This is a genomic window from Lactobacillus sp. ESL0700 (genome assembly GCF_029392095.1).
GTDB lineage: Bacteria > Bacillota > Bacilli > Lactobacillales > Lactobacillaceae > Lactobacillus.
Genome location: NZ_CP113930.1, coordinates 676,952 through 701,492 on the forward strand (window position 1 = coordinate 676,952; position 24,541 = coordinate 701,492).

The window sequence follows — 24,541 nt, forward strand, 5'->3', positions numbered from 1 at the left end:
ATTATGCGTACACCAATTATTGCTGGTAACTGGAAGTTGCACATGAATCCAGAACAAACAACTGAATTTGTTGATGCAGTTAAAGGCAAGTTGCCAGAATCTACTAAAGTTGAAGCATTAATCTGTGCTCCAGCTGTTGACCTTGATGCTTTAAGAAAAGCTGCTAAGGGTTCAGAATTAAAAGTCGGTGCAGAGAATGCTTACTTTGAAGACGAAGGTGCATTTACTGGCGAAACTTCACCTAAAGTTTTGAAAGAAATGGGCATGGACTACTGCATTATCGGTCACTCAGAACGCCGCGGTTACTTCCATGAAACTGATGAAGACATTAACAAGAAGGCTAAGGCTTTGTTTGCTAATGGCATTACCCCAATCATTTGCTGTGGTGAATCACTTCAAAGACGTGAAGCTAATCAACAAGAAGAATGGGTTGTTGGCCAAATCGAAGCTGCCTTAAAAGACTTATCTGCTGAACAAGTTGCTAGTTTGGTAATTGCTTATGAACCAATCTGGGCAATTGGAACTGGTAAGACTGCTAGTTCAGACCAAGCCGAAGAAATGTGCAAGACTATTCGCGATACAGTTAAGAACTTATATAATGAAGAAACTGCCGCAAATGTTCGCATCCAATATGGTGGTTCTGTTAACCCTGGTAACGTTAAGGAATTAATGGCTAAACCTGATATTGATGGTGGTTTAGTTGGCGGTGCCAGCCTTAAGCCAGACTCATTCTTGGCTTTGGTTAATTACCAAGACTAATTATTGATTATAATATTTAAAAACCCAGCTTCTGCATGTGCAGGGGCTGGGTTTTTAGTTTTAGTTAAATTTATTAAGGTAAGTCAATGCAACTAAAAAATGTGTTAATATGATTGGTAAAATGGTAGTAAATTAAATTAGTTGGGAGTTTGCAATAATGGAAAAAGGCAAGACCACAATTAGAGAACAATTATTGACAGAGCGCGCCTATAAGATTGGTTGGTTGATTGCGCTAGGTGAACTAGTAATAATTTTAGTTTTAGCAATTTTCAAAAAGCTCGATTTAGGTGCTGATGTTTTAGTATTGCTCTCATTGAGCTTAATGGATTTGTTTACTACTTTTTTCCAGAAGCGCCACATTACTTTTATTATTAGTTTACTATTAGGTGTACTGTTAGCCATAGTCATTTGTATTATTCTGTTTGTTGGGATAATTTGGCTTTCGGGTAATATGATTTTTACAAAATAATAAGATGCAAAAAAGCAAGCTACTGTTACTAAGACAGCAGCTTGCTTTTTTAGTTTGGAAAATTTAACTGTGTGATTTCTTTCTGCTTTCAATCTCTTTTTTTAGAGGCTGACAATTTTGATATAAATATTTTTTTAGATCTTCTGCATATTCTGGCATCCCATTTGTTTTAATAGTTTTAATAACCCAAAAACAATATTCTAAATGATATTTTTTATGATCATAATGATAGGCAATCATGCTTTTGAAAAATTCAATCATATTTTTATAAAAGAACAATTCTGGTCTTGTAGTTATTTGGGCAGCGCTATCAATGAAAAAATCAGTTTCTGAGTAATAATTATGTTCAATACATAGTCCTAAAATGTTTGAAATAATTCCTAAAACAGAAATTTGCAATTTTTCTATTTTGAGAAATTTTTGAACAATATTCTTAGATATTATCAAGTTAGTCTGTAAAGGATAAAAATGCATACAGTCACAGTAAAGTTTTAAATTAAACTCATTAAAATTTTCAATATTAAAAAGAGTCGTCTCAATTTCAACTTTACTTGCTTTATCGATTTTATCAAAATTATTATTTACCAAGGCGATTAAAGAATTAATTAGTATGAGCAATTCTTTTTTATTAAATAAATTAGAATTTGCAACTTGTTCTTTTGCATTGATTAGGTTGGTTTCTGACTTTTGATAATAAGAATTTATAATGTAATGGTATAAATGCTTTTCTTTTTCATTTGATGGATAGTTATCTGAACTTAGCTTATTTATAAATTCAATTACTGATATATGATTAAAATTTAGAAGATTAAGTAAATCTTCAAAAGATATTCGATGAACACCTCGCTCTACCTTGGCATAAAAAGATCTACTAATAATATCTCCCGACCATTCCTGTTGGGACTTTTTTTGTGCCATTCGGTATTTTTTTAGTAATTCACTAATTTCCATTTTAATTCCTTTCAAGCGCCATTTGATATTTATCATATCATAATTATAGCCAAACTTATATTTTCATAGGTCGAATACGACCATTTTTAATTATTTATACGAAATCGTTTTATTATAAATTTGTGAATTGAGAAAGGAGGAAACTAAATGATTACATTATTTCATTGGGCAATTGTTGTATTGAGTTTATAAATATTTAAAGAGCAATATTTTGTAAAGAAAGGTGGAGACTTATTATGAAGAAACTAAATACTGCAAAGGTTGTAACAGCTTTGTCAGCTTGTTTAATTATGGGAAGTACAATTTTACCTGCAAGCACAACCTTTGCTGCAGAAATGGATAATCAACAATCGGTTGTTTCAAGTAGTAATACTGTTAAACAAGATGTAACTAAAACTATTTCTAACAGAGAAATGTTTAAGTCACTTGAAGCTCAAGGTGTAGATGTTAAGGGTATTCTAGGTGAAAAAGGGTATCAAGAAGCCTTAGCTCAAGATCTTATGCGTCATGGTGGGACATATATTAAAACCCATAAACATGGCTTTACTATTTATTTAAATAGTGCAATAGTAAAAATCTTGGTTTGGGGCGGTGCTACAGCAGCCAGTTCTGTTGTTGGATCATTATTGTCTTCAGTAGGCCTTGAAGGATTAGGAGCAACTGCTATTACTCAAATTGTAAAATCAGTAATAAAAGGTTCTGCAAGTAAGGCATCAAAACGAGGAGTTTATGTCAGCTTTAGTAATAGAGGTAGTTACGTTAGCTGGGGTTACCAATAAATAGATTATTTGTGAATAACAGATAGAATGGAATGATTCAAATGAATACTATTAGAAATTATATTGCAAAAAATAGGCTAAAATATCTTGAAAAGTCTAAAAAACAGAAAAGATGGAATTTCATTTTTACTTTTATCTATTTTGGAATAATTACAGCAATTTGTCAGGCTTGGGGTAGTCAAATAACCGGATTACTGGAAAGTGCTTTGTTTGCTGTAATGGGTGGTATTGGCTATGTGTTGCTTTTAAAAATTGCTGATCATTTGTATCTTAAGTTTATTCAATAAATATTTATTCATAATTTTTAACATAAGTAGATGGAAGTATAGATTGCTTCTATCTACTTTTTGATATTATTAGTATTTATTAAAATCGCTTTATATTTTATTAGCATTATGGTATATATTAGGTTAATTAGTTGATTTTTATATTATTTATATCTTAATATATGGAGGCTGGACATGCTTTTAAGAAAACAAGTTCAAAGATTATTTTTTCGATGGCAGACCTGGTTGGCTATTTTAATAGGATTAATAATAATCGTTATTCAAGCTTTGACGATTAATAAAGTAAATGCTAATGCTGCTAATAATGCTTTTTTACATTTAACTGGTTTTGATTTTAGTGGTGCAGGTACTACTATCTACTATTTGATACTACCTTTAATGTGTGGACTAGCTGCTAGTAGTACATTGCAAGAAGATAAAAAAGATCATCGTCTGAATGAGCTTCTTACTAGGGTAACTAAAAGAAAATATTTATGTACAACTTTAATTAGTTCATTTATCGTCGGTGGTTTGGTTGGCGTTTTGCCATTGCTGATTGAAAGTTGCTATTTCTTCTTGAATTACCATGTAACCAATGTTCCCAAAGGGCGTGATTTTCAGATTATTGATCCAAATGGCTGTGGCTATAGTTTGTTTATCCGAAATACACTAGCTTTTTGGCTTTGTACCATTGTCATTGCATTTGTTTTTAGTGGCTTGTTCAGCATGATTGGGATCGTGACTTCTTATTATAATATTCACAATGGCATTGAATTGATTATGCCGTTTGTGTTAGCTTTTGCAACCATTGTGGTTGCGGATTTAACCGGTGAAGTAGAAGCTTCGCTTTATTGGGTTTTGACGCCTACTTTTAGTAATACATATTCTAATGGTATTTATTTTATCTTGGGTTATTTTGTGCTTATTACGGGATTAATTGCACTACTAACTTGGAAAGAAAGTACGAAAGATGTCTGCAATTAAACGCCTTGTTCGGGTCAATTTTCATAAAATTTTGCTAATTACGTGTGGGTTAGCCATATTATTAATTATTCTGTATCAAGTAGTTGGAATTACGAAAGATTTAGGAAAAGTAAAGGCTATTTATCAATTATTAATTCCAACTATCTTTTATTCCTTTGTCGGTATTGCTAATGCATTATTTAATACTTTGGTACAGCCATACACTAACATTATTGATTTAGTGCGTTTTACTAAAAGGGAAAATTGGTTGAAAGTCGTCTTTGGGTGGAACATTGTAACTTCCTTGTGGTCCGCATTAGTGTCATCACTAGTACTTGAAGTAACGTTAATCTGCAATCCTGCAATTACAAAAATTTACTGGTCAACATTATTATTGACGATTTTAGTTGCTTTTGAGAACCTACTTTTCATTCAAAGCTTAATTTTATTAGTTTATTTGCTAGTCCGGTGGTTAAATTACTTTTTTGTAAATTGTTTAGGTTACTTAATGGTTATGATCCTAGCAAATATTCAAATAAATAACCGAGCAATTTTTAATTTCTTAAACAGTAAGTTTCTCTTGTCTGGAGAGATGAAAGAACTGTTGTTACAATCTCTAATTATGTGGGGCATTATTATCTTATGCCAAAACATCAGTCTTTTTCTTTATGAGAGGAAAGAAAACTTATGAAGTATCATCTATATTTGCAAGAAATTTTTACTGAAAATCGCTTAGAAAAATTCATCGTGTTAATTTTTCAGCTGATATTTTGGTGGCAGTATTGTCAGCTAGTACAATTTAATTCCAAGATGAATATCTTTACCACTGTTTCGATTAGTAATCCTAATTTCATTTTTTCTAATTTAGGTTGGTTATTATATTACCTTGGTGGCGAATTTTATTTATTAGGTACCTTGCAGAATAAGTTAGCAGCTGCTAATCCTTTAATTGTAGTTAGGGACGCTAGTAAAATTAACATTTTAATTAATTCGTTGATGACTGTGTTGCTTTTTTCGATTTTATATAACTTTGCTTTTCTAAGTTTTATTTGGATTTTAAACTTTGGCAAAGTTGAATTGGTATTCATGTTCCAATTATTTTTTGCTTTGGTTTTGAGTTTCAGTGCTTTTTCGTTATTAATTTTACTATGTTCACTACAAGAAAAAATTATGGGCTGGATTATAATGTTAGTCATTTGCATTTTAGTATTGGCTTTGAAAACAAATTATCTAATTCTGATTAGTAATAATTTGAGCAGCTTGGTTAATGTTGAGAATATTTTTTGGTTTATCGTATTAAGTATTATTCTGCAACGTGTGATAAAAAAATTAGAAGTAAGATAAGGAGATTAGAATGAGCTTTTTAAAGGTACAAAATGCTACTAAGAAAATTAAGGACGAAACTATTTTGGATGACATTAATTTAACAATTGACCGAGGAACAATTAGTGGTTTTATAGGAACAAATGGCTCTGGCAAAACAATGTTGTTTCGGGCAATCTTGGGCTTTATTAAACTTAGTTCCGGTTCAATTATCGTTGATGAACAACCAGTTGGCTTAAATGAAGAGCGAAAAGTTAATGTTGGTGCAATTATTGAAACACCTAATTTTATTAATTCATATTCGGCATTGCAAAATTTACAGTACTTGGCAGCAATTAAGAATTTAATTGGTGAAAAAGAAATAATTACGGCAATGTCTGTTTTTGGCTTGAATAAATATAAAGATAAAAAAGTTAAGAAGTTTTCGCTCGGAATGAGACAAAAATTGGCAATTGTTCAAGCATTTATGGAAGATCAGGAATTATTAGTTCTTGATGAACCAACTAATGGTTTAGATGCAAGTTCAATTAAGATTTTTGAACAGTTGATGGAAAGATTACGTTCTCAAGGTAAAACGATTTTAATTGCTAGCCATGACGATCGTGTAGTTAAAACTATTGCAGACAATGTTTATCAAATGGATATGGGAAAGTGCTCAAAAATTTAAAATAATTGTCAATGTTGGAGTTAATTATAATTTTTATTTTGTTAGTACTAGTGTAATAAAGAAATGTGCAAATTTTGTTCACTTTCTTTGAAAATTATTAGAATATGATATATTAAAACGTAAAATTGCAAGTTTTATATCTTTAATATATGGAGAACTACATGCTGAGAAAAATCAAAATCTTTCTTTGTGCAATAATTGCAGTGACGATCGCTGCAATGTTATCGGAAACATTGCAGTCGTATGATAATGAGTCCTTGCCGAATAATCCGACACTTATTGAAGTTGGTGTTAAGCCTGTAAATAAACACTATGAACTTAATAATACAAATAAGAATGGTACCAAGGCTGTCTTTTTCGATAGATTAACCAAATTCGTCAAATCTAAAAATATTTCACTTAAGAAGTTACGTGTTAATAGCTTTAACAATCAAAAAAGCAAGGTAATCTATAATTTTAATAAGAAGCAGAATGACTTTTCACTCTATCGCAATGCGCGTGTTAAGCAGTTAACTAAAAAAGAACTTTACCTAGAAGATGTTTTTGGTATCTATTGTACTGATGCGCGGGGAGATTCTCTGGCAGCTCTAACTAGTTATCTGAAAGCACAGGATCTAGGAGTACAGGTTATTGATAATTCATTGTCAGTTAAAACATTATTAATGGTGGTACTGTCCAATGTATCAGAATCGCTAATCGTGATTTTTATTAGTGTAATTGGCATTTTATTTATCATTATGCTGCTAGAAAAGATTTACCGCTTCAAAGCTTATGCGGCAATGAAGATTAACGGTCTCAGTAACTGGCAAATTTTCAAGCGTGACTTTAATGCACAAGCAAAATTATTGGGCATCAGTCTACTTTTAATTATTGGTGCAATCGTTATTTGGGTATTGCATGAATTGACCTATGTGGGTTGCTTACTGTTCCTACGTTATGCCGTCGGGATAATCCTGATAATCTATCTAGGATTTTTCATATTAGATATTTTATCTTATAGCGTATTAGTCTTATTAGAACCATATCAGGCGATTAAGGGCTCCGAAAAGTCGCGCTCATTTGTTGTCATTGGTTATCTTTTGAAACTGATACTGCTAGCCTTGGTGGTAGTAAATTCGGTAACACTCAATAATCATCTTCAAACATATACACGCGATACAAAGATTATTAAGAAGTGGCGAACTAACAAAGAAATGTATTCTCTTGGGCTTAATTGGAACGATCGAAGTCGACAGGAAGAAAGGTCGGTCGAAAAATCAGGACATCAGCTGATTGTTCAAGCAAAAGATGTAATTATCTCTGCCAATTCTGAAATGTTTCATCCGGCACCTCGTTCTACTGATCCAGAAAATGGTAATGTAATTATTGCTAATGATAATTTCGTCAAGCAAAGTAATCTTCGTCCACAGGGACTAAAAATTGACACTAAAAAAATCACAATGCTTGTACCCCGTAATCGCCTAAATCAAGTGCCGCGAGCCAAAAAGCAACTGATTGAACTTATTAAGTTTCAACGTAAGATGCCTAATTATTATCAGCAGAAGCGTTTTCCTGAGATTGAAGTAAAGACGATTGCTAGCGGGCAAAAGCTGTTTAACTATACGGTTGGTTATGAAATTACGTCTTCTGTATCTGTCAATCCGATTATTATTGTGATTAATAAGAAAGTATTTTCGGATGATTATTATACAGCGGCAAGTACTCGAACGATGGTTCAGTTTCCACATCTTCGGCAACTTAGAAAATTAATACAGCGGTTTAAGTTAACTCCTTACTTAGTAGGAATAATCAGTGAGCGCTCACAATTATCAGATTATAACATGCAAGCAAGTAGAGAACTTTTAATGCTAACAGTGACAACTGTTTTGTCATTATTGCAGCTGATTTTTATTATTTTATTTGTGACCTCCACCTTCTTACAAAATGAGCGCCATAAAATGGCCGTTACCAAAGTGTTTGGTAAATCTAACGCTAAACTGACCGGACTATTTTTGCTTGCTAATCTGGGGATGGATGTTCTCGTGATTATGCTGGTTTTACTCAAATTAAATGCTATTAATTTAATGTTGTTTACCGGCGGGTATCTATTACTAGAAGGATTGATAATTTGGCTAACTTGCTGGCACGCAGAACGTAATTTATTAGTGACACTTAATCACGGAAACTAGGAGCTAAAAGATGATTAAAGTAGAAAAGCTTTCGAAGAAATTTAAACAAAAGACCATTTTTGATGATATTAATTGTAGTTTAGCAACCGGTAAAAGTTATGCCATTGTTGGCAAGAGTGGCGCGGGCAAGACAACGTTTTTGAATATTTTAAGTGGCCTAGAAAAACCGACTTCTGGGAAGATCACGATTGACAATATTACGGTAAATGCGAAAAATCAACGGAAACTATATCGGGACTATTTTGGCTTTATTTTTCAAAATTTTGGCCTGATTGATACTGAAACAGTTAAGCAAAATCTAGACTTAGGCTTTGCTAATCAGAAGTTATCACGAGCTGAAAAAGAAGCCAAAATGAAAGCCGTCTTGAGCCATTTGGGGTTAGATTATTTGGATTCAAAACAAAAAATTTATACTTTAAGTGGGGGAGAGCAGCAGCGGATCGCATTAGCCCGAATAATTCTAAAAAAGCCGCAAGTGATTTTTGCGGATGAGCCGACTGGGTCCCTTGATGCCGAAAACGGCAAGGTGGTCCTGCATTCTTTACTAAATGACTTTGGCAGGGATGCAACTGTCATTATTGCAACTCATGCCCAAGAAGTCTGGCAGCAATGTGACTATGTAATTACAATTGAAAATAAGCAAATTCGGTTAAGAGAAAACAATAACGTAGCTTCCTGTTAAAAATTCTATAAGATATTGACAATATAATATGAACATGTTATTTTAAATATGCTTAATACTGTATTATTGATATAGAACACTTGAATTGATGACGGAGATCAAAATGAAGCATATTGAAAATTTTTTCTTAAATAGTGTAGTTGTAATGGTAGCGCTAGTTGCACTTTTGTCGATGATTCATATCCCGCTTGTCGATGAGGTTAAGGATTACTTTAATCCATTTATTACGGTGCAAACCGACTATGCCAAGGTACCTAAAGGTACGCAGGATTATCGTAATATTCAGGCCTTGGATAGAGATGGTAACAAGCTGTCTTACAAGCTTGAGGAATTTGGTGGCTATGATCCTAATCAGCAATATGTTGTTGTTAAGCATAAGGGACAATTTGTAAAACATATTGATTATATCTCAAAAAGTAAAATGCCAATTGCAAAAGATTAAATACAAAAATACCAGATAGGTTTTAAAGCTTATCTGGTATTTTTATTTCATCTTACTAAACTGCTAGTTAAAATTTTACTGATGGCAGGGTCTTTATAAATTGCGACAACATCATATTGCAGACTAGGAATATTTGGTAAGTAGCAAACATCTTGCCCATAGTTAGTGGGGATTGGCAATTCTTTAGGATAGATTGCCATGCCGTGATTGAGCACAATATTGGCTAGTGCCGCGTCGAAACTATCGAGATAGATAACAGGATCATAGGCAATATTCATCTCTTTTAGGATCAGCCTAATCTTAGTTTGGACGTCATTGTTATCAGTCGCCGACCATTTTTGTAAAAATAATGGTTGGCTAGTGCTACTTTCTTGGGAATTTTTGTTGACTAAAACGCCAAAGTTGGCAGTGCCAATGCTCTTAAGATGAATATCCTTGATCTTGCTGACAGCTGTCGCAAAGCCGATTAAAATATCGTAATCACTTGCATCAAGCTTAGGAATACTGCCGGCAAAGTTTTCCGTATCTAATTGCAGCTGAATCTTTGGTATTGTTTCTTTCAAGTTTTGCGCTAACCGGATTGCCCAATGACCAAAGCCGCGCAAATAATGAATTCGCAAAGTACTGTATGAGTTATTGAGCTGGCTGACTTTCTCGCCAAAATTATAGTAATGCTTGAGCAAGGCAACAGAATAATGATAAAAGTTGACACCTGCAGGAGTAACTTTAAAGTGCGACGTGGAACGGTCAATCAGCTTAATGTTAATCTCTTTTTCCAAGTTTTTGACAGCATTGCTGATGGCAGTTTGCGAAACAAAATTTCTTTTGGCAGCTGGTGTAAAGCCTTGCGTTTCAACCACATCAACGAAATATTTAATCGCCATCAAATTATATTTCATTAGTTTTCCTCGATTCATAACTTCAACTAATAAGTTATTACTATTATATGTTAGCGCTTCCTAGATTGTCAGAGTAGAATTTTAACTGTAGCGAATGATAATTTTACTTAAAATTAACTTTAGTAGTAGAAGGAGACGCAAAGATGGCCGAAAAATATATTTTAGCGATTGATGAAGGAACAACAAGCACGCGTGCGATTATCATGGATCATGCAGGTAAAAAGGTAATTGATTCACGCAAGGAGTTTCGGCAATACTTTCCTAAGCCAGGTTGGGTAGAACACGATGCTAATGAAATTTGGAATTCGGTCTTATCAACGATTGCCAATTCCTTTATTAATTCGGGTATCAAGCCAGAACAAATCGCTGGAATTGGGATTACTAATCAGCGGGAAACGACGGTTATCTGGGATAAGAAGACTGGCTTGCCAATCTACCATGCGATTGTGTGGCAATCACGGCAGACTTCGGAATTAGCAGATCAATTGATTAAAGATGGCTATCAAGACTTAATTCATGAAAAGACGGGCCTGATTCCTGATGCTTACTTTTCAGCTACCAAGATTCGCTGGATTTTGGATCATGTTGCTGGTGCTCAAGAACGCGCTGAAAAGGGCGAGTTGTTATTTGGCACGATTGACTCTTGGCTGGTCTGGAAATTAACTGGTGGCAAGGTTCATGTCACTGACTATTCTAATGCCAGCAGAACTATGCTATTTAATATTTCTAAGCTTGACTGGGACGACGACATTCTGAAGCTGCTTAATATTCCGCGGAAAATGCTTCCAGAAGTTAAATCCAATTCAGAAATTTATGGCCAGACCGCTGATTATCACTTCTATGGTAGTCGCGTGCCAATCGCTGGCATGGCTGGTGACCAGCAAGCAGCCTTGTTTGGTCAATTGGCATTTGAGCCAGGGATGATTAAGAATACCTATGGTACAGGTGCCTTCACCGTGATGAACACGGGTGAAAAGCCAAAGTTCTCCGCTAACAATTTGCTAACAACGATTGCCTATGGCATTAATGGCAAAGTCAATTACGCCTTAGAAGGTAGTATTTATGTTGCTGGGTCCGCAATTCAGTGGCTGCGTGACCAGATGCAAATCATTGACGATGCACCACAATCCGAAGAAGCAGCGCGTAATTCAACTGACCATAATGAAGTCTTTGTTGTTCCTGCCTTTACGGGATTAGGTGCACCATATTGGGACTCTAACGTTCGCGGCTCTGTCTTTGGCTTAACTCGTGGTACTTCACGGGATGACTTTACCAAGGCTACCTTGCAGTCACTGGCATATCAAAGTCGGGATGTCATTGACACAATGCGCGTAGATACTGGTATTCCAATTCCTAAGCTCAAGGTTGACGGTGGTGCTGCCAATAATGATTACTTAATGCAGTTCCAGGCCGATATTTTAGGAATCGAGATTGAACGTGCTGCTAATTTGGAGACAACTGCATTAGGTGCCGCATTTTTAGCAGGTCTTGCAATTGGTTTTTGGAAAAATGTTGATGAGATTAAAAAGATTCAAAAGGCAGGAAAGATTTTTAAACCACAAATGAGCGCTGCAGAACGCAATAACTTGTATTCAGGCTGGCAATCGGCGGTTAAAGCAGCACAAAGCTTTTCATATCATCCTTATCAAGCAGAAGATTAGAAGCTAGGAGACTGAAGAAAATGACATTTTCATTAACAACAAGAAAAGAAGAAATTGACCGTTTAAAAAATGAACAACTAGACTTGCTAGTTATCGGCGGCGGGATTACTGGCGCTGGTGTAGCTTTACAAGCAGCTGCGGCTAATATGAAAACCGGTCTGATTGATATGCAGGACTTTGGCGGTGGCACTTCATCGCGCTCAACCAGACTGGTACATGGCGGCATTCGCTATTTGAAAACATTTGACGTCCAAGTGGTTTCAGATACGGTAAAGGAGCGGGCCGTAATTCAGCATATTGCGCCCCATATGACCCAACCTGATCCCATGATTTTGCCAATTTATGATGAACCAGGGACCACCTTTACCATGTTTTCTGTTAAGGTCGCAATGGACTTATATGACCACTTGGCAGGCATTGAGGGCGACTCACCATTAATGAAATACGCCAACTATACAATCGATAAGGAAGAAACTTTAAAGCGTGAACCGCAGTTGAATCCGGTTAACTTGCAAGGAGCAGGGGTCTACCTTGACTACCAAAACAACGATTCGCGTCTGGTAGTAGAAAATGTCAAAAAAGCTCATACGTTAGGCTGTCTTGCTGTTAGTCGGTTGAAGTGCATCGAAATTTTGCATGATGACCAAGGCCATGTAAATGGTGTGAAAGTTAAGGATCAGTTAACAGACGAAGAATTTACGATTCATGCTAATGTTGTGATTAATACATCTGGACCGTGGTCTGACACTGTAAGACAAGAGGACAAGCAGGTCTATAAGAAGCCGCGTTTACGCCCAACCAAAGGTGTGCATTTAGTAGTTGATCAATCACGGCTCAAGGTACCACAACCAACTTACTTTGGTTCAGGAACCGCCGATGGCCGCATGATTTTCACAATTCCGCGGGAAGGCAAAACATACTTTGGCACGACTGATACGGACTTTACCGGTGATTACGCGCACCCAACGGTTGAACAAAGTGACGTTGATTATCTGCTGGATATTATTAACAGAAAATATCCGTCTGCTCACTTAACAGTTGATGATATTGAGGCTAGCTGGGCCGGTGTTCGGCCGTTAATTGAGGCTGAAGTCAGCCCAACTGAAGCTGCCGATGCTGTTAGTGGTGCTAGTGTATCAGATAGTACGTCAGCTCCGTCTGCTGTTTCGCGTGGTAGCTCGCTGACAGAAGCAGAAGATGGTTTGATCACTTTAGCTGGTGGTAAGCTGACAGATTACCGGATTATGGCCAATGGTGCTTTAGCTAAAATCAAGCAAAAGCAGCATGATGAGTTTGGTAAAGATTTTGTTTTGCAAGATTCGGCTGAAATCAAGGTTGCAGGTGGCGACTTTGATTCCGATAATGCTGAAGCAGAGCTGGCAGCAATTGCTCAACGTGGTACGCAAAGTGGGATTAGCCAAGAAGATGCGACGGAAATTGCCAATCTCTTTGGTTCAGAAGCAGACCAAATTTTTGAACATGCACAAGAAATTGAGCCAGCAGAGGGCTTAACACTAGGGCAGACTGCAGCACTTGATTATTCGCTTAATGAAGAAATGGCGCTGACCCCAGTTGATTACTTGTTGCGCCGGACGTATCACGTTCTGTTTAAGAACGATACCATAGATGAAGTTAAAGTAGGTGTGATCAAGCACATGGCGGCTTACTATGATTGGGATCAGGACCAGATTAGCTGCTATGAACAAGAATTAAACACAGAAATAGCAGAGTCGAGATTGGAAAAATTTAAGAAGTAAGTATTTTAAGCAGAGTCCTGAAGGTTTTTCTTAAAATTTCCATATTTTAGTAGAAAAAATAAAGCTGTTAGAGTGAGTTGCTCTAACAGCTTTATTTATTACCATTTATGTTTCTTGGGCTTACTGATACTGTCTAAAAGTTCGCGAGCTTCTCTTAAATCTCGTTCATCTGGATCTTCATTACTTGATCTTCTTTTTATCCAAGTAACTAATGCACACACTACTAAAATAATGCCAAGAATTACAGCAAAAATCCCCATAATTCTTAGATAACCAATTACAAAGCTCGCCAATAAAATAAAAATCATTACCATACAAATAAAAAAATACATTTTACCTACACTTCATACCTAGCTTAGCGTTATGAATAAGCACGCAAAGCCACGTTGCTTACCATCTTTTCATTTAAAAACTGATAGAGTTTTGTTATACTTAGGACAAAAGACGGGCTTAACTCGTCTCTTGTCGGTTATTTAAGTGTTCAATGAATAAATAACTGAATCAAGTTAACAAGATTAGAGACCAAGCTTACAATTACGCCTAACCTTTAAAGTTAAACTAATTGTGAGCCTTTTTCTTTTTCTTGCACTACTTTTCTAATTCAAATTAACGTTAACCTTGCGCCCGATTGGTGGGAAGGTCGGTAATTTTAACGGGGTTGTGTGCCACTGCGTAAAAAGTGTGGCGCTTAACAAAATAAAGGGGACATCTTCTGGGCGCGCAATGTCACAGGTTAAGATCACGCCAGTTTTACCAACTTTTGTCTTAACTGTAGCCACCTTTTTAATCCCAAATGAAAACTTGTAACTGCCTTTTTTAATGCTGCCAGTGACAATATAATTGAGCCGCGTCAGGTAAAATAAGTTGGTTACACGGCTGTTGAGGCGCTTAACTTTGACTAGAGAATGGTTCACCACGTCAATGGTAAAAGAGGAGATCAGGCCGTTGCCGTCAGCATAAAGGCGGCCAATTTCTTCGTGATTGCGCGTTTTTAAGTACAGGGTATGGTTGGGATTATCCAAGTTACCTTGAATAATGTACTGAATTTGCCCGTTTTCGTCAGCGACAGGAATTTGCCCGTATTCATATTCTTGACTTAACTCTAGTAAGTAGCGCATGCGTAATACCTCTATTTCTTAGCGTTATCCTTGATAAACTTTCTTAAGATATAGCCGACACCATCTTCATTATTGGTTTTAGTTTCAATCTGGGCAGCCTCTTTAATTTCTGGAACGGCATTGCCCATAGCCACGCCGACTCCAGCATCGCGAATCATACTGATATCATTTAAATTATCGCCGATTGCGGCAACTTCGTCACGTTTAATGCCCTTTTTCTTGGCATAATCGAGCAGGGCAGCTCCTTTTTGAGCATGGATGTCGTTGATTTCGATATTAGTTGCGGCACTGGAAGTGACTGCAAGGTCGCCAAGCTGTCCAATCTCTTCTTTGACTTTGTTTAATGTGGCGTATCCCCGACTGTCAAAAGCAATTATTTTCATAATTTCAATATTTGGGTCGGTAAAAAGCTGATCAAAACTATCAACTAAAGTCATACTTAACATGGCATTACTACCGCCAGAAATAGCCACAGCTTCTTTAAAAGATACTCCGGGGTTAAGTGTAATTAGCGAGCTAGCCAAGTTGAAGACACGCTTGCTAATGTCTTCGGAATAAATGTGATCAGCAGTTACAATTTCAAAATAAATATCATATTTACGTAAAATTTGGGCCACAGCAATCGCTTTTTGCTTTTGTAAGACGTGCTTGACTTGCAAAGTATCATGTTCATCATAAACCAAGGCACCATTAATGTTGATAAAGCCAGTTTGCAGGCCATAATCACGAATAACTGCCCGGGATTGCTTGGGCGCGCGACCAGTTGCAACTAAGAACTCGATGCCACTGTCTTGGGCAGCACGAATGGCAGCAGCGTTTCCCTCAGAAATGGCTACTTGGCTGTTAAATAAGGTGCCATCAAGGTCGCAGGCTACTAATTTAATCAAGGTAAATTCAATCCTCCTTTAATCTGTTTGATTGATTACTTTTTAAATTAATATTAACATACCCGAAAAATATTAACCTTACTTTTTTGAGTAGAAGATGATTAAGATTATTGCTAATTTAGCGAATTTTATTGCCATCATCGCGCGGTTTCATGATACTATTGAAGTTAATGGAAGCGAGGGTTTATGAGAATGAAAAAGTTTATTGGTAATGACTGGGATGAAATTTTAGCACCGGTATTTGCTAGTGATGAATATCATCAGTTGCACGAATTTTTGAAGCAGGAATACGCGACTAAGCAAATTTTTCCAGATATGTATCATATTTTCACAGCTTTTAAGCTAACCTCATATCAGCAGACGAAGGTCGTCATTCTAGGGCAAGACCCGTATCATAACCCCGGTCAAGCAACGGGAATGAGCTTTGCCGTGATGCCGGGGGTTAATTTACCACCGTCATTGCAAAATATTTATCGCGAATTATACGATGATGTGGGCTGTCAACCAGTCAATCATGGCTATTTGAAGAAGTGGGCTGACCAAGGTGTATTGTTACTAAATGCTGTCTTAACAGTTCCTTATGGTCATGCGAACGGTCATCAGGGTAAAGGCTGGGAGCAAGTGACTGATGCCGCAATTAAGGCCCTAAGTGATCGCGGAAAAGTTGTTTTTATTTTGTGGGGAAGATTTGCCCAAAATAAAATCCCACTAATTGACCAAGACAAGAATTTTGTGATTAAATCAGCTCATCCAAGTCCATTTTCGGCTGATCGTGGATTTTTTGGTTCACGACCGTTTTCACGGTGTAATGCCGCTTTGAAAGAGTTTGGCGAGACGCCGATAGATTGGCAATTACCGCAAACAGTTGGGCAAGCAGATTTAGCGTAGGTGAGATTAATGAGTGTTTTTGAAATATTAAAAGATAAAGTCCAGGCTAGTTACAAGAATTATCGGATTGTTTTTCCAGAAGGAACCGATAAACGGGTGATTGCAGCTGCTAGCCGGCTAGCACAAGAAAAGATAATTGAGCCGATTTTGTTGGGTAATCCGCAAAAGATTATGGCAATAGCCCAGGCTGCTGACAGTGATTTGCATGGAGTAACCGTTATTGATAACGCAACTTACACGCATTCAGATGAGATGGCTGCGGCATTTATCGCTGCTCGCGGTAGTCGCGGCAAGGATTTGACGCCGCAAGAAGTTGCCACTCAGCTGCAAGATCCTAATTATTTTGGCACAATGCTTGTAAAAATGGGCCAGGCTGACGGCATGGTGTCGGGTGCCGCACATTCAACGGCCGATACTGTGCGGCCAGCATTGCAGTTAATTCATGCGGCCGAGGGGATGCATCGTGTTTCTGGGAGCTTCATCATGGAACGCGGCAAGGAAAAATATGTTTTTGCCGATTCGGCAATTAATATTGATCCCGATAGCAGCACTTTGGTAGAGATTGCTTACCAATCTGTGCAAACAGCGCGGCTAATTGATATTGATCCCAAGGTGGCATTTTTGAGTTTTTCGACTAAAGGATCTGCCAAAGGAGAAATGGTTGCTAAGATGCAGGAAGCTACGGCTCTGTTCCACCAGCAACATCCAGAGATTGCTGCCGATGGCGAATTGCAGTTTGATGCGGCCTATGTTCCAGAAGTTGCGGCAACGAAGGCGCCGAACTCACCACTTAAGGGTCAGGCTAACATTTTTATTTTTCCAGAATTGCAGTCGGGTAATTTAGCTTATAAAATTACGCAGCGACTTGGCAACTTCACGGCAATTGGGCCAATTCTGCAAGGATTAGCCGCACCGGTCAATGACTTATCGCGCGGTGCTAACAGTCAGGACATTTATCATATGGCGATTTTGACAGCTGCACAGGCACTTTTGGGGGATGAGCAAAAATAATGAAATTGGAAGTTAGTTCTGCTGCTGAAATGCAGCAAATTGGGGCAGCCATTGCACAAACAGCGCGGCCACACGACTTATTACTGCTAAATGGTGACTTGGGCGCTGGTAAAACAACGTTAACACAAGGCATCGGTCGGGCATTGGGCGTTAAGCGTCCTGTGAAGAGTCCAACGTTTACCATTGTGCGCGAATATCGTGAGGCTAAATTACCGTTATTTCATATGGATTTTTACCGTTTAGAAAATGACGACCTGTCCTCAATTGATTTAAACAGTTATTTAGCAGAGCCGGGACTAGTTGTGATTGAGTGGCCGCAGATAATTAAAGCGGATTTGCCTAGTGAATATTTGCAATTAGTAATTAGCCGCGTTGATGATAGCTGGAACTCAACTAAACGAATAATTGAATTTAAGCCGCAAGGAGAACGCAATCAAACTTGGGTTAATGAAGTATTAGCTAAAATTAAATAATAGATAAAAAAGCAGAACTATTTAATTATGGTTCTGCTTTTATATTGCTTTAATATATATTTATAATTTTTTGTTATTTTCATATTGAAAATAAGTCTTGCAATGACTTATAATATATAAAACTATATTTTTATAAGAAATGTATATATAACGAACATAGATACTGTATTAAGTCGTTATCTTTAGAAAGGCTAATGATGGGAAAAAATGTTGTAATAGCGCAGTTTTTAACCAATATGTATGATCCGCTTGAAAATCAAACACTGACAACAATTGATATTGTCAAAGAGACACATAAGTTATATCAATCTGTAGCAAGATATGGTATTGAGCTTCACACCTTAGTTAACTTTGATAACCAAGCTGACCCGCCAGAGTTACAAAAAGTCATTAAGATTGAACCGTTTACACATTATCCAAGTGATAAATTCTATTTTTTACGTTGGGAATTAACTCTTGAATACTTATTAAATCACCCCGAAATTGAGAATGCTGCGTTGGTTGATGCCGGCGATGTGGAAATGATGAATTATCCGTTTGACGACATTGAAGAAAACAAAATATATGTTGGCGATGAGGAACAGAATTTAACCGCTCAAATCGTTGTTGATGATGATAAGCCTGAGTATTTAGATGACTTTATTAAACAAGCTCGCTATTTACAATTACTAAATACAGGGGTTGTGGTTGGCAGTCGCAAAATTCTGCTTGAGTTTTTATCAGTTATGGTGCGACTGTTTACTGAAGACGCAAATAATGAAAAATTTTATCCTGAAGTTGCTCATTTGGGAGATTTTGAGATGGCACTGGTAAATTATGTTCTTTATACCAAGTTCCCCAAGAGATTATGTCATGGCCGCAAGGTGACAACATATTTTGTTTATTATGAGCGGAATAGTTCAGCGTGGTTTAAACACAAGTAGAAGTCGATTAATATTATGAATAAAGAAGAATTTTTTAAATTATATGGTAATAAAATTTTTGCCTTCCAGGTAAAAATGGGCATTTGGAAGCCCGTAGCTATGGCAGGAGAAGATAATAACCCACAGCTAGTAATTATTTTTAAAGATGACAATAGCTTGGCTTTTCCAGGCAGCATTAGCTTTTATCCAGATGAGCGGAATTGGCAGTTCGATGAAGAACTTCAGCAAATCGTTTTTATGGATGAAAGTAACACTAATGAGGTGTCTAGATATGCCTTGCCAACTGAAGAAAATCGCCATTATTTTATTCTTACCAAAGTAGGCAATGAAAATAATCGTTATTTGTGTTATAAGGACATTGATTTTACAAGAAGTGTCCAAGTCGATAATCTGCTGCCAAGTCGAAGAGTGATTTTTATGCCAGAATCTGCAGATGTAGCAGTAAGGTCTCAGATGAAAGACTATGCTAGAGAATATTGCTGCCAGGTTAAGTGGCTAAAAAGCGACCTAGAAAATTCATGGTCATTTTTAGACAAAGCATGGCATAAAATTATTGATACACCAAGTTTAGAGCAGGTTTGCGTAATTATTGCTGGTTTACCGAGCTTAGACAAGCAGGTTTGGTATGACAAATTAGCGATGTATCTGGATGAAAATGACATCAATTTTATTTCTGGAAGTAGAACAGAAGTCATCATTGTTTTGAGTCAATTATTAATTATTCATGACCACCAATTGCTTGCAGAGGATAAGATTCAATCGCCATTTGAATTAGGTAAGTTCGGCTTTAGCTATTCTATTTAAATAGGCAAATGTAGTTACGTGCAGGAAAGCCCTATCATTAAGCAAGAAAGTTTTGTTGTATTTTTCAAAAAAACATTAATATATATTGATGTTTTTTTATTTTTTGTATTGCAAGCCTTTATTTTTATGCTTTATAATATATGAAGTTATACTTTTTTAATAAGAATAGGACATATCATAATGGGAAAAAATGTTGTTATTGCACAGTTCTTTACTAATATGTATGATCGGCAAAGAGGCCAAACCATTGAAAACATTGATATTGTGAAAGAAACGCATGATTTATATGAATCAGTAGCTAAGTTTGGTGTGGAATTACACACACTAATTAACTTTAAAAATGAGACAACACCGCCGCCATTAGAAAAGCTGATTCAAATTAAGACACTTGAAGATTATCCATGCTATAAGATGTACTTCTTGCGCTGGGAAGTGACATTTGAATATCTGTTGCAACATCCTGAAATTGAAAAGGCCGCATTGGTTGACGCTGGGGACGTTGAGATGCTCAACTATCCGTTTGATCAAATTGAGGACGACATGTTGTATGTTGGTGATGAAGATAACGATCTTACTGGAACAATTATTACCAACGATGCCAAGCCGCTGTATTTGTCAAAGTTTATCGATAAAAACCGCCACTTGCAGCTGCTGAATACGGGAGTCATGGTTGGTACCCGAAAGACACTGCTCGAATTTTTGGCAATTATGGTAAAACTGATTGTTGAAGATTTCAAAAATGAAAAATTTCATCCAGAGTTGCCACATTTAGGCGATTATGAGATGGGAATTACGTGCTATATTCTCTATGAGTTTTTCCAAAATCGTACTTGTCATGGCCGCTTGGTTAATACGCGGTATAAGTATTATGAGCGAAATAGTTCAGCGTGGTTTAAGCATAAATAAGGTTGTGATTAAAAATGAACGAACAGGAATTTTTGCAACGCTTTGAACACAAAATTTTTAATTATCAAGTACGATTAAGTAACTGCAATTGGGTAATCGTTGGGATGTTACCAGGCGGCTATTTAGCAACCACTTTTGAGCGCGATCACACGTTGAAGTTCCCAGACTCAATTGGGTTTTTCCCTGATGAGCGTTACTGGGAATTTGACGAACAAAAGCAAATGATCATTTTGAAAAATCAGGACAAGTCTAAGATTGTTGCCAAGTATTTGCTGCCAAAAAACAGCGATGGTTACAGCTTTATTTTAACGAATGCAGATGATGTTAATCAGCGCTACATCACTCATTTAAATTTTGATTTTAATGTTAAAGTTAGTCCATACAGCACTTTGGACAAGCAGCAAGTTATTTTCTTAAAAAATAACATTACAGATGACGCAACTAAAGCTAATTTAGAAATGTATGCAGTTAAAGAATGCTGTGATATTCGCTATCTTGATGTTTCAAACGACGAGTGGGACTTTATAGATGCGGCTTGGAATGCAATAACAGAAGGTAATGAGCTTAAGCAAGTCTGTGTTTTCTTTACCGGGATACCAGATATGACCAAACCGGTTTTAACTGACAAGTTAACTCTGCAATCTCAAGATGACAATACTAAATTTGTCTCGGGCACCAAGGGTGATGTTGATGTTGTCCTGTCACAACTGTTAATCATGCATTATCATGAGCAAATCATGGAAACTGATGAATTGCATTCGCCAGTTGAGTTGCTAGATCAGGTAATTACCAATTAAGGAATTTGCAACGGAGAAAAGATTGATTAAATGAATGAACAGGAATTTTTACAGCGCTTTGAACATAAAATATTCAATTACTCAGTAAGAATGCGTTACGGCAGTTGGATCATGGTCCAAATGGCTTCAGGCGGCTATTTGGCAATTATTTTTGCTCGCGATCATACATTGAAGTTCCCATCCAATATTGGCTTTTATCCTGACGAGCGGCGCTGGGAATTTGATGAACAAAATCAGATGATCCTTTTCAAAGATCTGAATAATACCAAGGTTGTATCCCGGTACTTGTTACCAAAGGAAAAAGATGATTACTGCTTCATTTTAAAAAATGCAGATGACCCTACTAAAATATATATCGCTCATTTAAATTATGATTTCAACGTTGAAGCCAGTCCAGTTAGTGTGCTAGATAAACAGCGGGTTATTTTCTTGAAAAATAATCACGAAGATAAACAGGCTTGGGCTAAGCTCGCACAGTATGAAATTGATGAATGTTGTAAGATTAAGCATCTTGACGCTGCAGATGATGAGTGGGACTATGTAAATGCAGCTTGGAAAGCGGCAGTTGAGGACACTGAAATAAAACAAGCTTGTGTCTTTTTCACAAGCGGACTCAGTACCAAGCAGCGAGTATTATCTGATAAGTTAATCATGCACAATCCAGATGAGGGTGCTAAATTTGTTTCAGGTACTCGAGGAGATGTCATTGTCGTATTGGCGCAGCTGTTAATCATGCACTATCATGAGCAAATCATGGAGGTTGGCCAGTTGCATTCGCCAGTTGAATTGCTAAATAAGGTAGCTCTTAATTAAGGAAAATGATATGGAAAATGTTGTCATTACGCAATTTTTTACTAACTTGTATAATGCTGAAACAAAGCAGGCAGTAAAAGATGTTAACATTATAAAAGAAACACAAGCATTACAAGAATCAGTGGCTAAATACGGGATCGAATTACATACGCTAATTAATTTCAAAAATTCATTTCCCGTACCAGAATTACAAAAAATTGTTGAGTTAGATTCCGTTACCAACAATGCGACAGATAACATCTATCTTTTGCGCTGGGTAGTAACTTTTGACTATCTGTTAAAGCATCCAGAAATTAAAAAAGCCGCAATTGTTGATGCTGGGGATGTCGAAATGATGAATTATCCTTTCGATGAAGTTGATGATCAGACATTATATATTGGTGACGAAAATAATGATCTGAGCGACGCAATCATTACCACTGATTCCCAGCCTGATTATTTAAGAAATTTCACGATTAGAAATCGAAATTTGGAACTGTTAAATCCTGGAGTTGTGATTGCCTCAAGAGACGTACTAATGGAATTTCTTGCGATTTTGGTAAAATTAATTGTTGAAGATACGCAAAATAAGAAATTTGCTCCTGATCAAGCGCATTTGGGTGAATATGATATGGCGTTGCTCAATTATGTTTGTTATCAGATGTTTCCTGAGCGATTATGTCATGGGCGCAAAGTATGTACAGTTTTTCAGCATTCGCAAACTTTCACTAATTCATGGTTTAAGCATAAGTAGGGGTCCATCAGATGAATGAAAAAGAATTTATTAATTTTACTAAAGATCGAATTTTTATCTTTCAATCTAGGGCAGCAGAAGTCTATTGGGTAAAGGTCTTCTTGAATGGCAGTGCACCTGAGAATTATTTGACGATTATCTTTAATTCTGATCATACTTTAAGCTTTCCTGCACGTTTGGGCTTTTATCCGGCTGAACGGGGGTGGCAATTTGATGAAGCTGAGCAGCAGATTGACCTTTTAGATGAGTCTGGAACGATCGTGGTGGATCGGTATGCTTTGCCGCAAAATCCTGATGACGACCACTTTATTTTAAACAATATCAATGATGACGCTAAACGTTATCTTAGTTTTAAAGAATTTGCGATAAATAAGGAGGTTCAACCTCGGGCAGTATTAGCTACTCAGCGACTTATCTTAATTAGCAGTGATTATCAAGCTGTTGAAAACCAGGTTGATCAGTGTGCAATTGCAAATTCGGGTAATACTAAATGGCTAAAAAGTTCTTTAAACTCGCCATGGGAATTAATCAACGAAGCTTGGGAGACAATTACCCAAGATACTGATCTTAAAGAGGTTTGTGTCTTTTTCGGCGGCACCCTAACCAAAGATGAGCATGTTTTTTCTGAAAAGTTAGTGCGCAAGCAAACTGAAGATGAGCTGTATATCTCTGGTAGTCGGGCCAACATTATTGTTACGCTATCACGGATGCTAATCTTGCATTATCAGGAGCGAATAATGGAAAACGGCCAGTTACATTCGCCAATTGAATTGCTAAGTCAGGTAATTACCAATTAAAAGTTTAATAATCAAAAAATAACCTTGGTAGCCAATGCTATCAAGGTTATTTTATATCTGATAAACCAAATTTTTAATCGCGTCATCGCCAAACTCTTTGTTTTGGGCAATTAAAATCCCAGCACATGCCTCGCTGTCGCTGAGGGCATTATGGTGGTGCCACAACTCGACATTTAAAGCTTTTGAGACCGTGTCTAGCTTGTGATCATGCAAGTCTGGCTCGAATAACTTACTGGTTTGCAAGGTATCGATCACAAAATAGTGCGGCTCCTGAATATCATAGCGAGCCAGGCTTTGGCGCATCACATTGGTATCAAAGCGCGCATTGTGAGCAGTAACTAACATTCCCGGTTGGAATAAGTCCTTAATCTGCGGCCATACTTCTGCCATTGTTGGTGCGTCTTGCACGTCAGCTGCTGTAATGTCATGTATCTGAATGTTGCGACCATCAAATGGCATCTGCGGATTAATCACGGTGTAGAAGCGGTCGACAATTTGATTGTCGCGAACCATTACCAGAGCTAGTGAACAGGCACTTTCTGGATGATGATTAGCGGTTTCGAAATCCATTGCAATAAAGTTCATTTTTTCTCCTTAAAAACTTA

At 36.8% G+C, this 24,541-nt stretch carries 29 protein-coding genes; 23 read left to right on the plus strand and 6 right to left on the minus strand.

Going from position 1 to position 24,541, the window contains the following annotated elements; translation table 11 throughout:
* Positions 1–3 precede the first annotated feature (3 nt).
* Positions 4–759, plus strand: coding sequence for a triose-phosphate isomerase (tpiA, locus tag OZX63_RS03505; RefSeq protein WP_277134493.1), 756 nt, complete (start codon positions 4–6; stop codon positions 757–759).
* 157 nt (positions 760–916) lie between these two features.
* Entirely contained in the window at positions 917–1,228 is a 312-nt protein-coding gene (locus OZX63_RS03510; protein WP_277144641.1) for a hypothetical protein, read from the plus strand.
* 63 nt (positions 1,229–1,291) lie between these two features.
* Here OZX63_RS03510 and OZX63_RS03515 read toward each other — a convergent pair whose 3' ends face one another.
* On the minus strand, positions 1,292–2,179 hold the full coding sequence (locus tag OZX63_RS03515) for an Rgg/GadR/MutR family transcriptional regulator (protein ID WP_277144643.1): 888 nt from the start codon (positions 2,177–2,179) through the stop codon (positions 1,292–1,294).
* A gap of 236 nt (positions 2,180–2,415) precedes the next feature.
* Here OZX63_RS03515 and OZX63_RS03520 point away from each other — a divergent pair, with 236 nt between their 5' ends.
* From OZX63_RS03520 to OZX63_RS03560, 9 genes are all read left to right on the plus strand, one after another.
* The gene (locus OZX63_RS03520; RefSeq protein WP_277144645.1) at positions 2,416–2,958 is read left to right on the plus strand and encodes a hypothetical protein; all 543 of its coding nucleotides are present in this window, start codon (positions 2,416–2,418) and stop codon (positions 2,956–2,958) included.
* Between the two features lie 41 nt (positions 2,959–2,999).
* Positions 3,000–3,245 (plus strand): hypothetical protein, encoded by a 246-nt coding sequence (locus OZX63_RS03525; RefSeq protein ID WP_277144647.1) that lies wholly within the window; start codon positions 3,000–3,002, stop codon positions 3,243–3,245.
* A gap of 174 nt (positions 3,246–3,419) precedes the next feature.
* Entirely contained in the window at positions 3,420–4,208 is a 789-nt protein-coding gene (locus OZX63_RS03530) for a hypothetical protein (RefSeq protein WP_277144649.1), read from the plus strand.
* Complete coding sequence (locus tag OZX63_RS03535; protein WP_277144651.1) at positions 4,195–4,878, plus strand: hypothetical protein; 684 nt, start codon at positions 4,195–4,197, stop codon at positions 4,876–4,878. Before OZX63_RS03530 ends, OZX63_RS03535 begins: the two co-directional genes overlap by 14 nt.
* 14 nt (positions 4,879–4,892) lie before the next feature.
* Positions 4,893–5,531 carry a hypothetical protein gene (locus OZX63_RS03540; protein WP_277163678.1) on the plus strand — a complete coding sequence of 213 codons (639 nt, stop codon included), beginning with the start codon at positions 4,893–4,895 and terminating at the stop codon, positions 5,529–5,531.
* 10 nt (positions 5,532–5,541) lie between these two features.
* A complete protein-coding gene (locus tag OZX63_RS03545; RefSeq protein ID WP_277144655.1) occupies positions 5,542–6,177 on the plus strand; it encodes an ATP-binding cassette domain-containing protein in 636 nt (211 codons plus the stop codon).
* Positions 6,178–6,338: 161 nt separating this feature from the next.
* A complete protein-coding gene (locus tag OZX63_RS03550; RefSeq protein ID WP_277144657.1) occupies positions 6,339–8,345 on the plus strand; it encodes a hypothetical protein in 2,007 nt (668 codons plus the stop codon).
* A 10-nt stretch (positions 8,346–8,355) separates the two neighbouring features.
* The gene (locus OZX63_RS03555) at positions 8,356–9,027 is read left to right on the plus strand and encodes an ATP-binding cassette domain-containing protein (protein WP_277144659.1); all 672 of its coding nucleotides are present in this window, start codon (positions 8,356–8,358) and stop codon (positions 9,025–9,027) included.
* A gap of 103 nt (positions 9,028–9,130) precedes the next feature.
* Positions 9,131–9,469, plus strand: a complete 339-nt coding sequence (locus tag OZX63_RS03560; RefSeq protein ID WP_277144661.1) for a YxeA family protein — start codon at positions 9,131–9,133, stop codon at positions 9,467–9,469.
* A gap of 47 nt (positions 9,470–9,516) precedes the next feature.
* Here OZX63_RS03560 and OZX63_RS03565 read toward each other — a convergent pair whose 3' ends face one another.
* Positions 9,517–10,368 carry a LysR family transcriptional regulator gene (locus OZX63_RS03565; RefSeq protein ID WP_277144663.1) on the minus strand — a complete coding sequence of 284 codons (852 nt, stop codon included), beginning with the start codon at positions 10,366–10,368 and terminating at the stop codon, positions 9,517–9,519.
* Between the two features lie 143 nt (positions 10,369–10,511).
* Here OZX63_RS03565 and glpK point away from each other — a divergent pair, with 143 nt between their 5' ends.
* Positions 10,512–12,029 (plus strand): glycerol kinase GlpK, encoded by a 1,518-nt coding sequence (gene glpK, locus OZX63_RS03570; RefSeq protein WP_277144666.1) that lies wholly within the window; start codon positions 10,512–10,514, stop codon positions 12,027–12,029.
* 20 nt (positions 12,030–12,049) lie between these two features.
* A complete protein-coding gene (locus tag OZX63_RS03575; RefSeq protein WP_277144667.1) occupies positions 12,050–13,786 on the plus strand; it encodes an FAD-dependent oxidoreductase in 1,737 nt (578 codons plus the stop codon).
* 98 nt (positions 13,787–13,884) lie between these two features.
* On the opposite strand, the gene OZX63_RS03580 is transcribed toward OZX63_RS03575, so the two are convergent.
* The 3 genes from OZX63_RS03580 to OZX63_RS03590 all read right to left on the minus strand — a co-directional run bounded on the left by OZX63_RS03580 (position 13,885) and on the right by OZX63_RS03590 (position 15,791).
* Positions 13,885–14,100, minus strand: a complete 216-nt coding sequence (locus tag OZX63_RS03580) for a hypothetical protein (RefSeq protein ID WP_277163679.1) — start codon at positions 14,098–14,100, stop codon at positions 13,885–13,887.
* 282 nt (positions 14,101–14,382) lie between these two features.
* Complete coding sequence (locus tag OZX63_RS03585; protein WP_277144672.1) at positions 14,383–14,904, minus strand: hypothetical protein; 522 nt, start codon at positions 14,902–14,904, stop codon at positions 14,383–14,385.
* A gap of 11 nt (positions 14,905–14,915) precedes the next feature.
* On the minus strand, positions 14,916–15,791 hold the full coding sequence (locus OZX63_RS03590; protein WP_277144673.1) for a Cof-type HAD-IIB family hydrolase: 876 nt from the start codon (positions 15,789–15,791) through the stop codon (positions 14,916–14,918).
* A gap of 192 nt (positions 15,792–15,983) precedes the next feature.
* Between OZX63_RS03590 and OZX63_RS03595 the strand changes: the two genes are divergently transcribed.
* From OZX63_RS03595 to OZX63_RS03640, 10 genes are all read left to right on the plus strand, one after another.
* On the plus strand, positions 15,984–16,679 hold the full coding sequence (locus tag OZX63_RS03595) for a uracil-DNA glycosylase (protein WP_277144675.1): 696 nt from the start codon (positions 15,984–15,986) through the stop codon (positions 16,677–16,679).
* Between the two features lie 9 nt (positions 16,680–16,688).
* Positions 16,689–17,690, plus strand: coding sequence for a phosphate acetyltransferase (gene pta / locus OZX63_RS03600; RefSeq protein WP_277144677.1), 1,002 nt, complete (start codon positions 16,689–16,691; stop codon positions 17,688–17,690).
* Positions 17,687–18,163, plus strand: coding sequence for a tRNA (adenosine(37)-N6)-threonylcarbamoyltransferase complex ATPase subunit type 1 TsaE (gene tsaE, locus OZX63_RS03605; protein ID WP_277145096.1), 477 nt, complete (start codon positions 17,687–17,689; stop codon positions 18,161–18,163). The genes pta and tsaE overlap by 4 nt, the downstream gene beginning before the upstream one ends.
* Positions 18,164–18,357: 194 nt before the next feature.
* Positions 18,358–19,086: a hypothetical protein gene (locus OZX63_RS03610; protein WP_277144679.1), complete on the plus strand. Its 729-nt coding sequence runs from the start codon at positions 18,358–18,360 to the stop codon at positions 19,084–19,086.
* Between the two features lie 15 nt (positions 19,087–19,101).
* The gene (locus tag OZX63_RS03615) at positions 19,102–19,890 is read left to right on the plus strand and encodes a hypothetical protein (protein WP_277144681.1); all 789 of its coding nucleotides are present in this window, start codon (positions 19,102–19,104) and stop codon (positions 19,888–19,890) included.
* Positions 19,891–20,070: 180 nt separating this feature from the next.
* On the plus strand, positions 20,071–20,796 hold the full coding sequence (locus OZX63_RS03620) for a hypothetical protein (protein ID WP_277144683.1): 726 nt from the start codon (positions 20,071–20,073) through the stop codon (positions 20,794–20,796).
* A 14-nt stretch (positions 20,797–20,810) separates the two neighbouring features.
* A complete protein-coding gene (locus tag OZX63_RS03625) occupies positions 20,811–21,593 on the plus strand; it encodes a hypothetical protein (protein ID WP_277144685.1) in 783 nt (260 codons plus the stop codon).
* Positions 21,594–21,623: 30 nt separating this feature from the next.
* Complete coding sequence (locus OZX63_RS03630) at positions 21,624–22,406, plus strand: hypothetical protein (protein ID WP_277144687.1); 783 nt, start codon at positions 21,624–21,626, stop codon at positions 22,404–22,406.
* Positions 22,407–22,416: 10 nt separating this feature from the next.
* On the plus strand, positions 22,417–23,139 hold the full coding sequence (locus OZX63_RS03635; protein WP_277144689.1) for a hypothetical protein: 723 nt from the start codon (positions 22,417–22,419) through the stop codon (positions 23,137–23,139).
* 11 nt (positions 23,140–23,150) lie between these two features.
* Positions 23,151–23,936, plus strand: a complete 786-nt coding sequence (locus OZX63_RS03640) for a hypothetical protein (RefSeq protein WP_277144691.1) — start codon at positions 23,151–23,153, stop codon at positions 23,934–23,936.
* 51 nt (positions 23,937–23,987) lie between these two features.
* On the opposite strand, the gene OZX63_RS03645 is transcribed toward OZX63_RS03640, so the two are convergent.
* Positions 23,988–24,521 carry a 3'-5' exonuclease gene (locus OZX63_RS03645; protein WP_277144693.1) on the minus strand — a complete coding sequence of 178 codons (534 nt, stop codon included), beginning with the start codon at positions 24,519–24,521 and terminating at the stop codon, positions 23,988–23,990.
* Between the last annotated feature and the right edge of the window lie 20 nt (positions 24,522–24,541).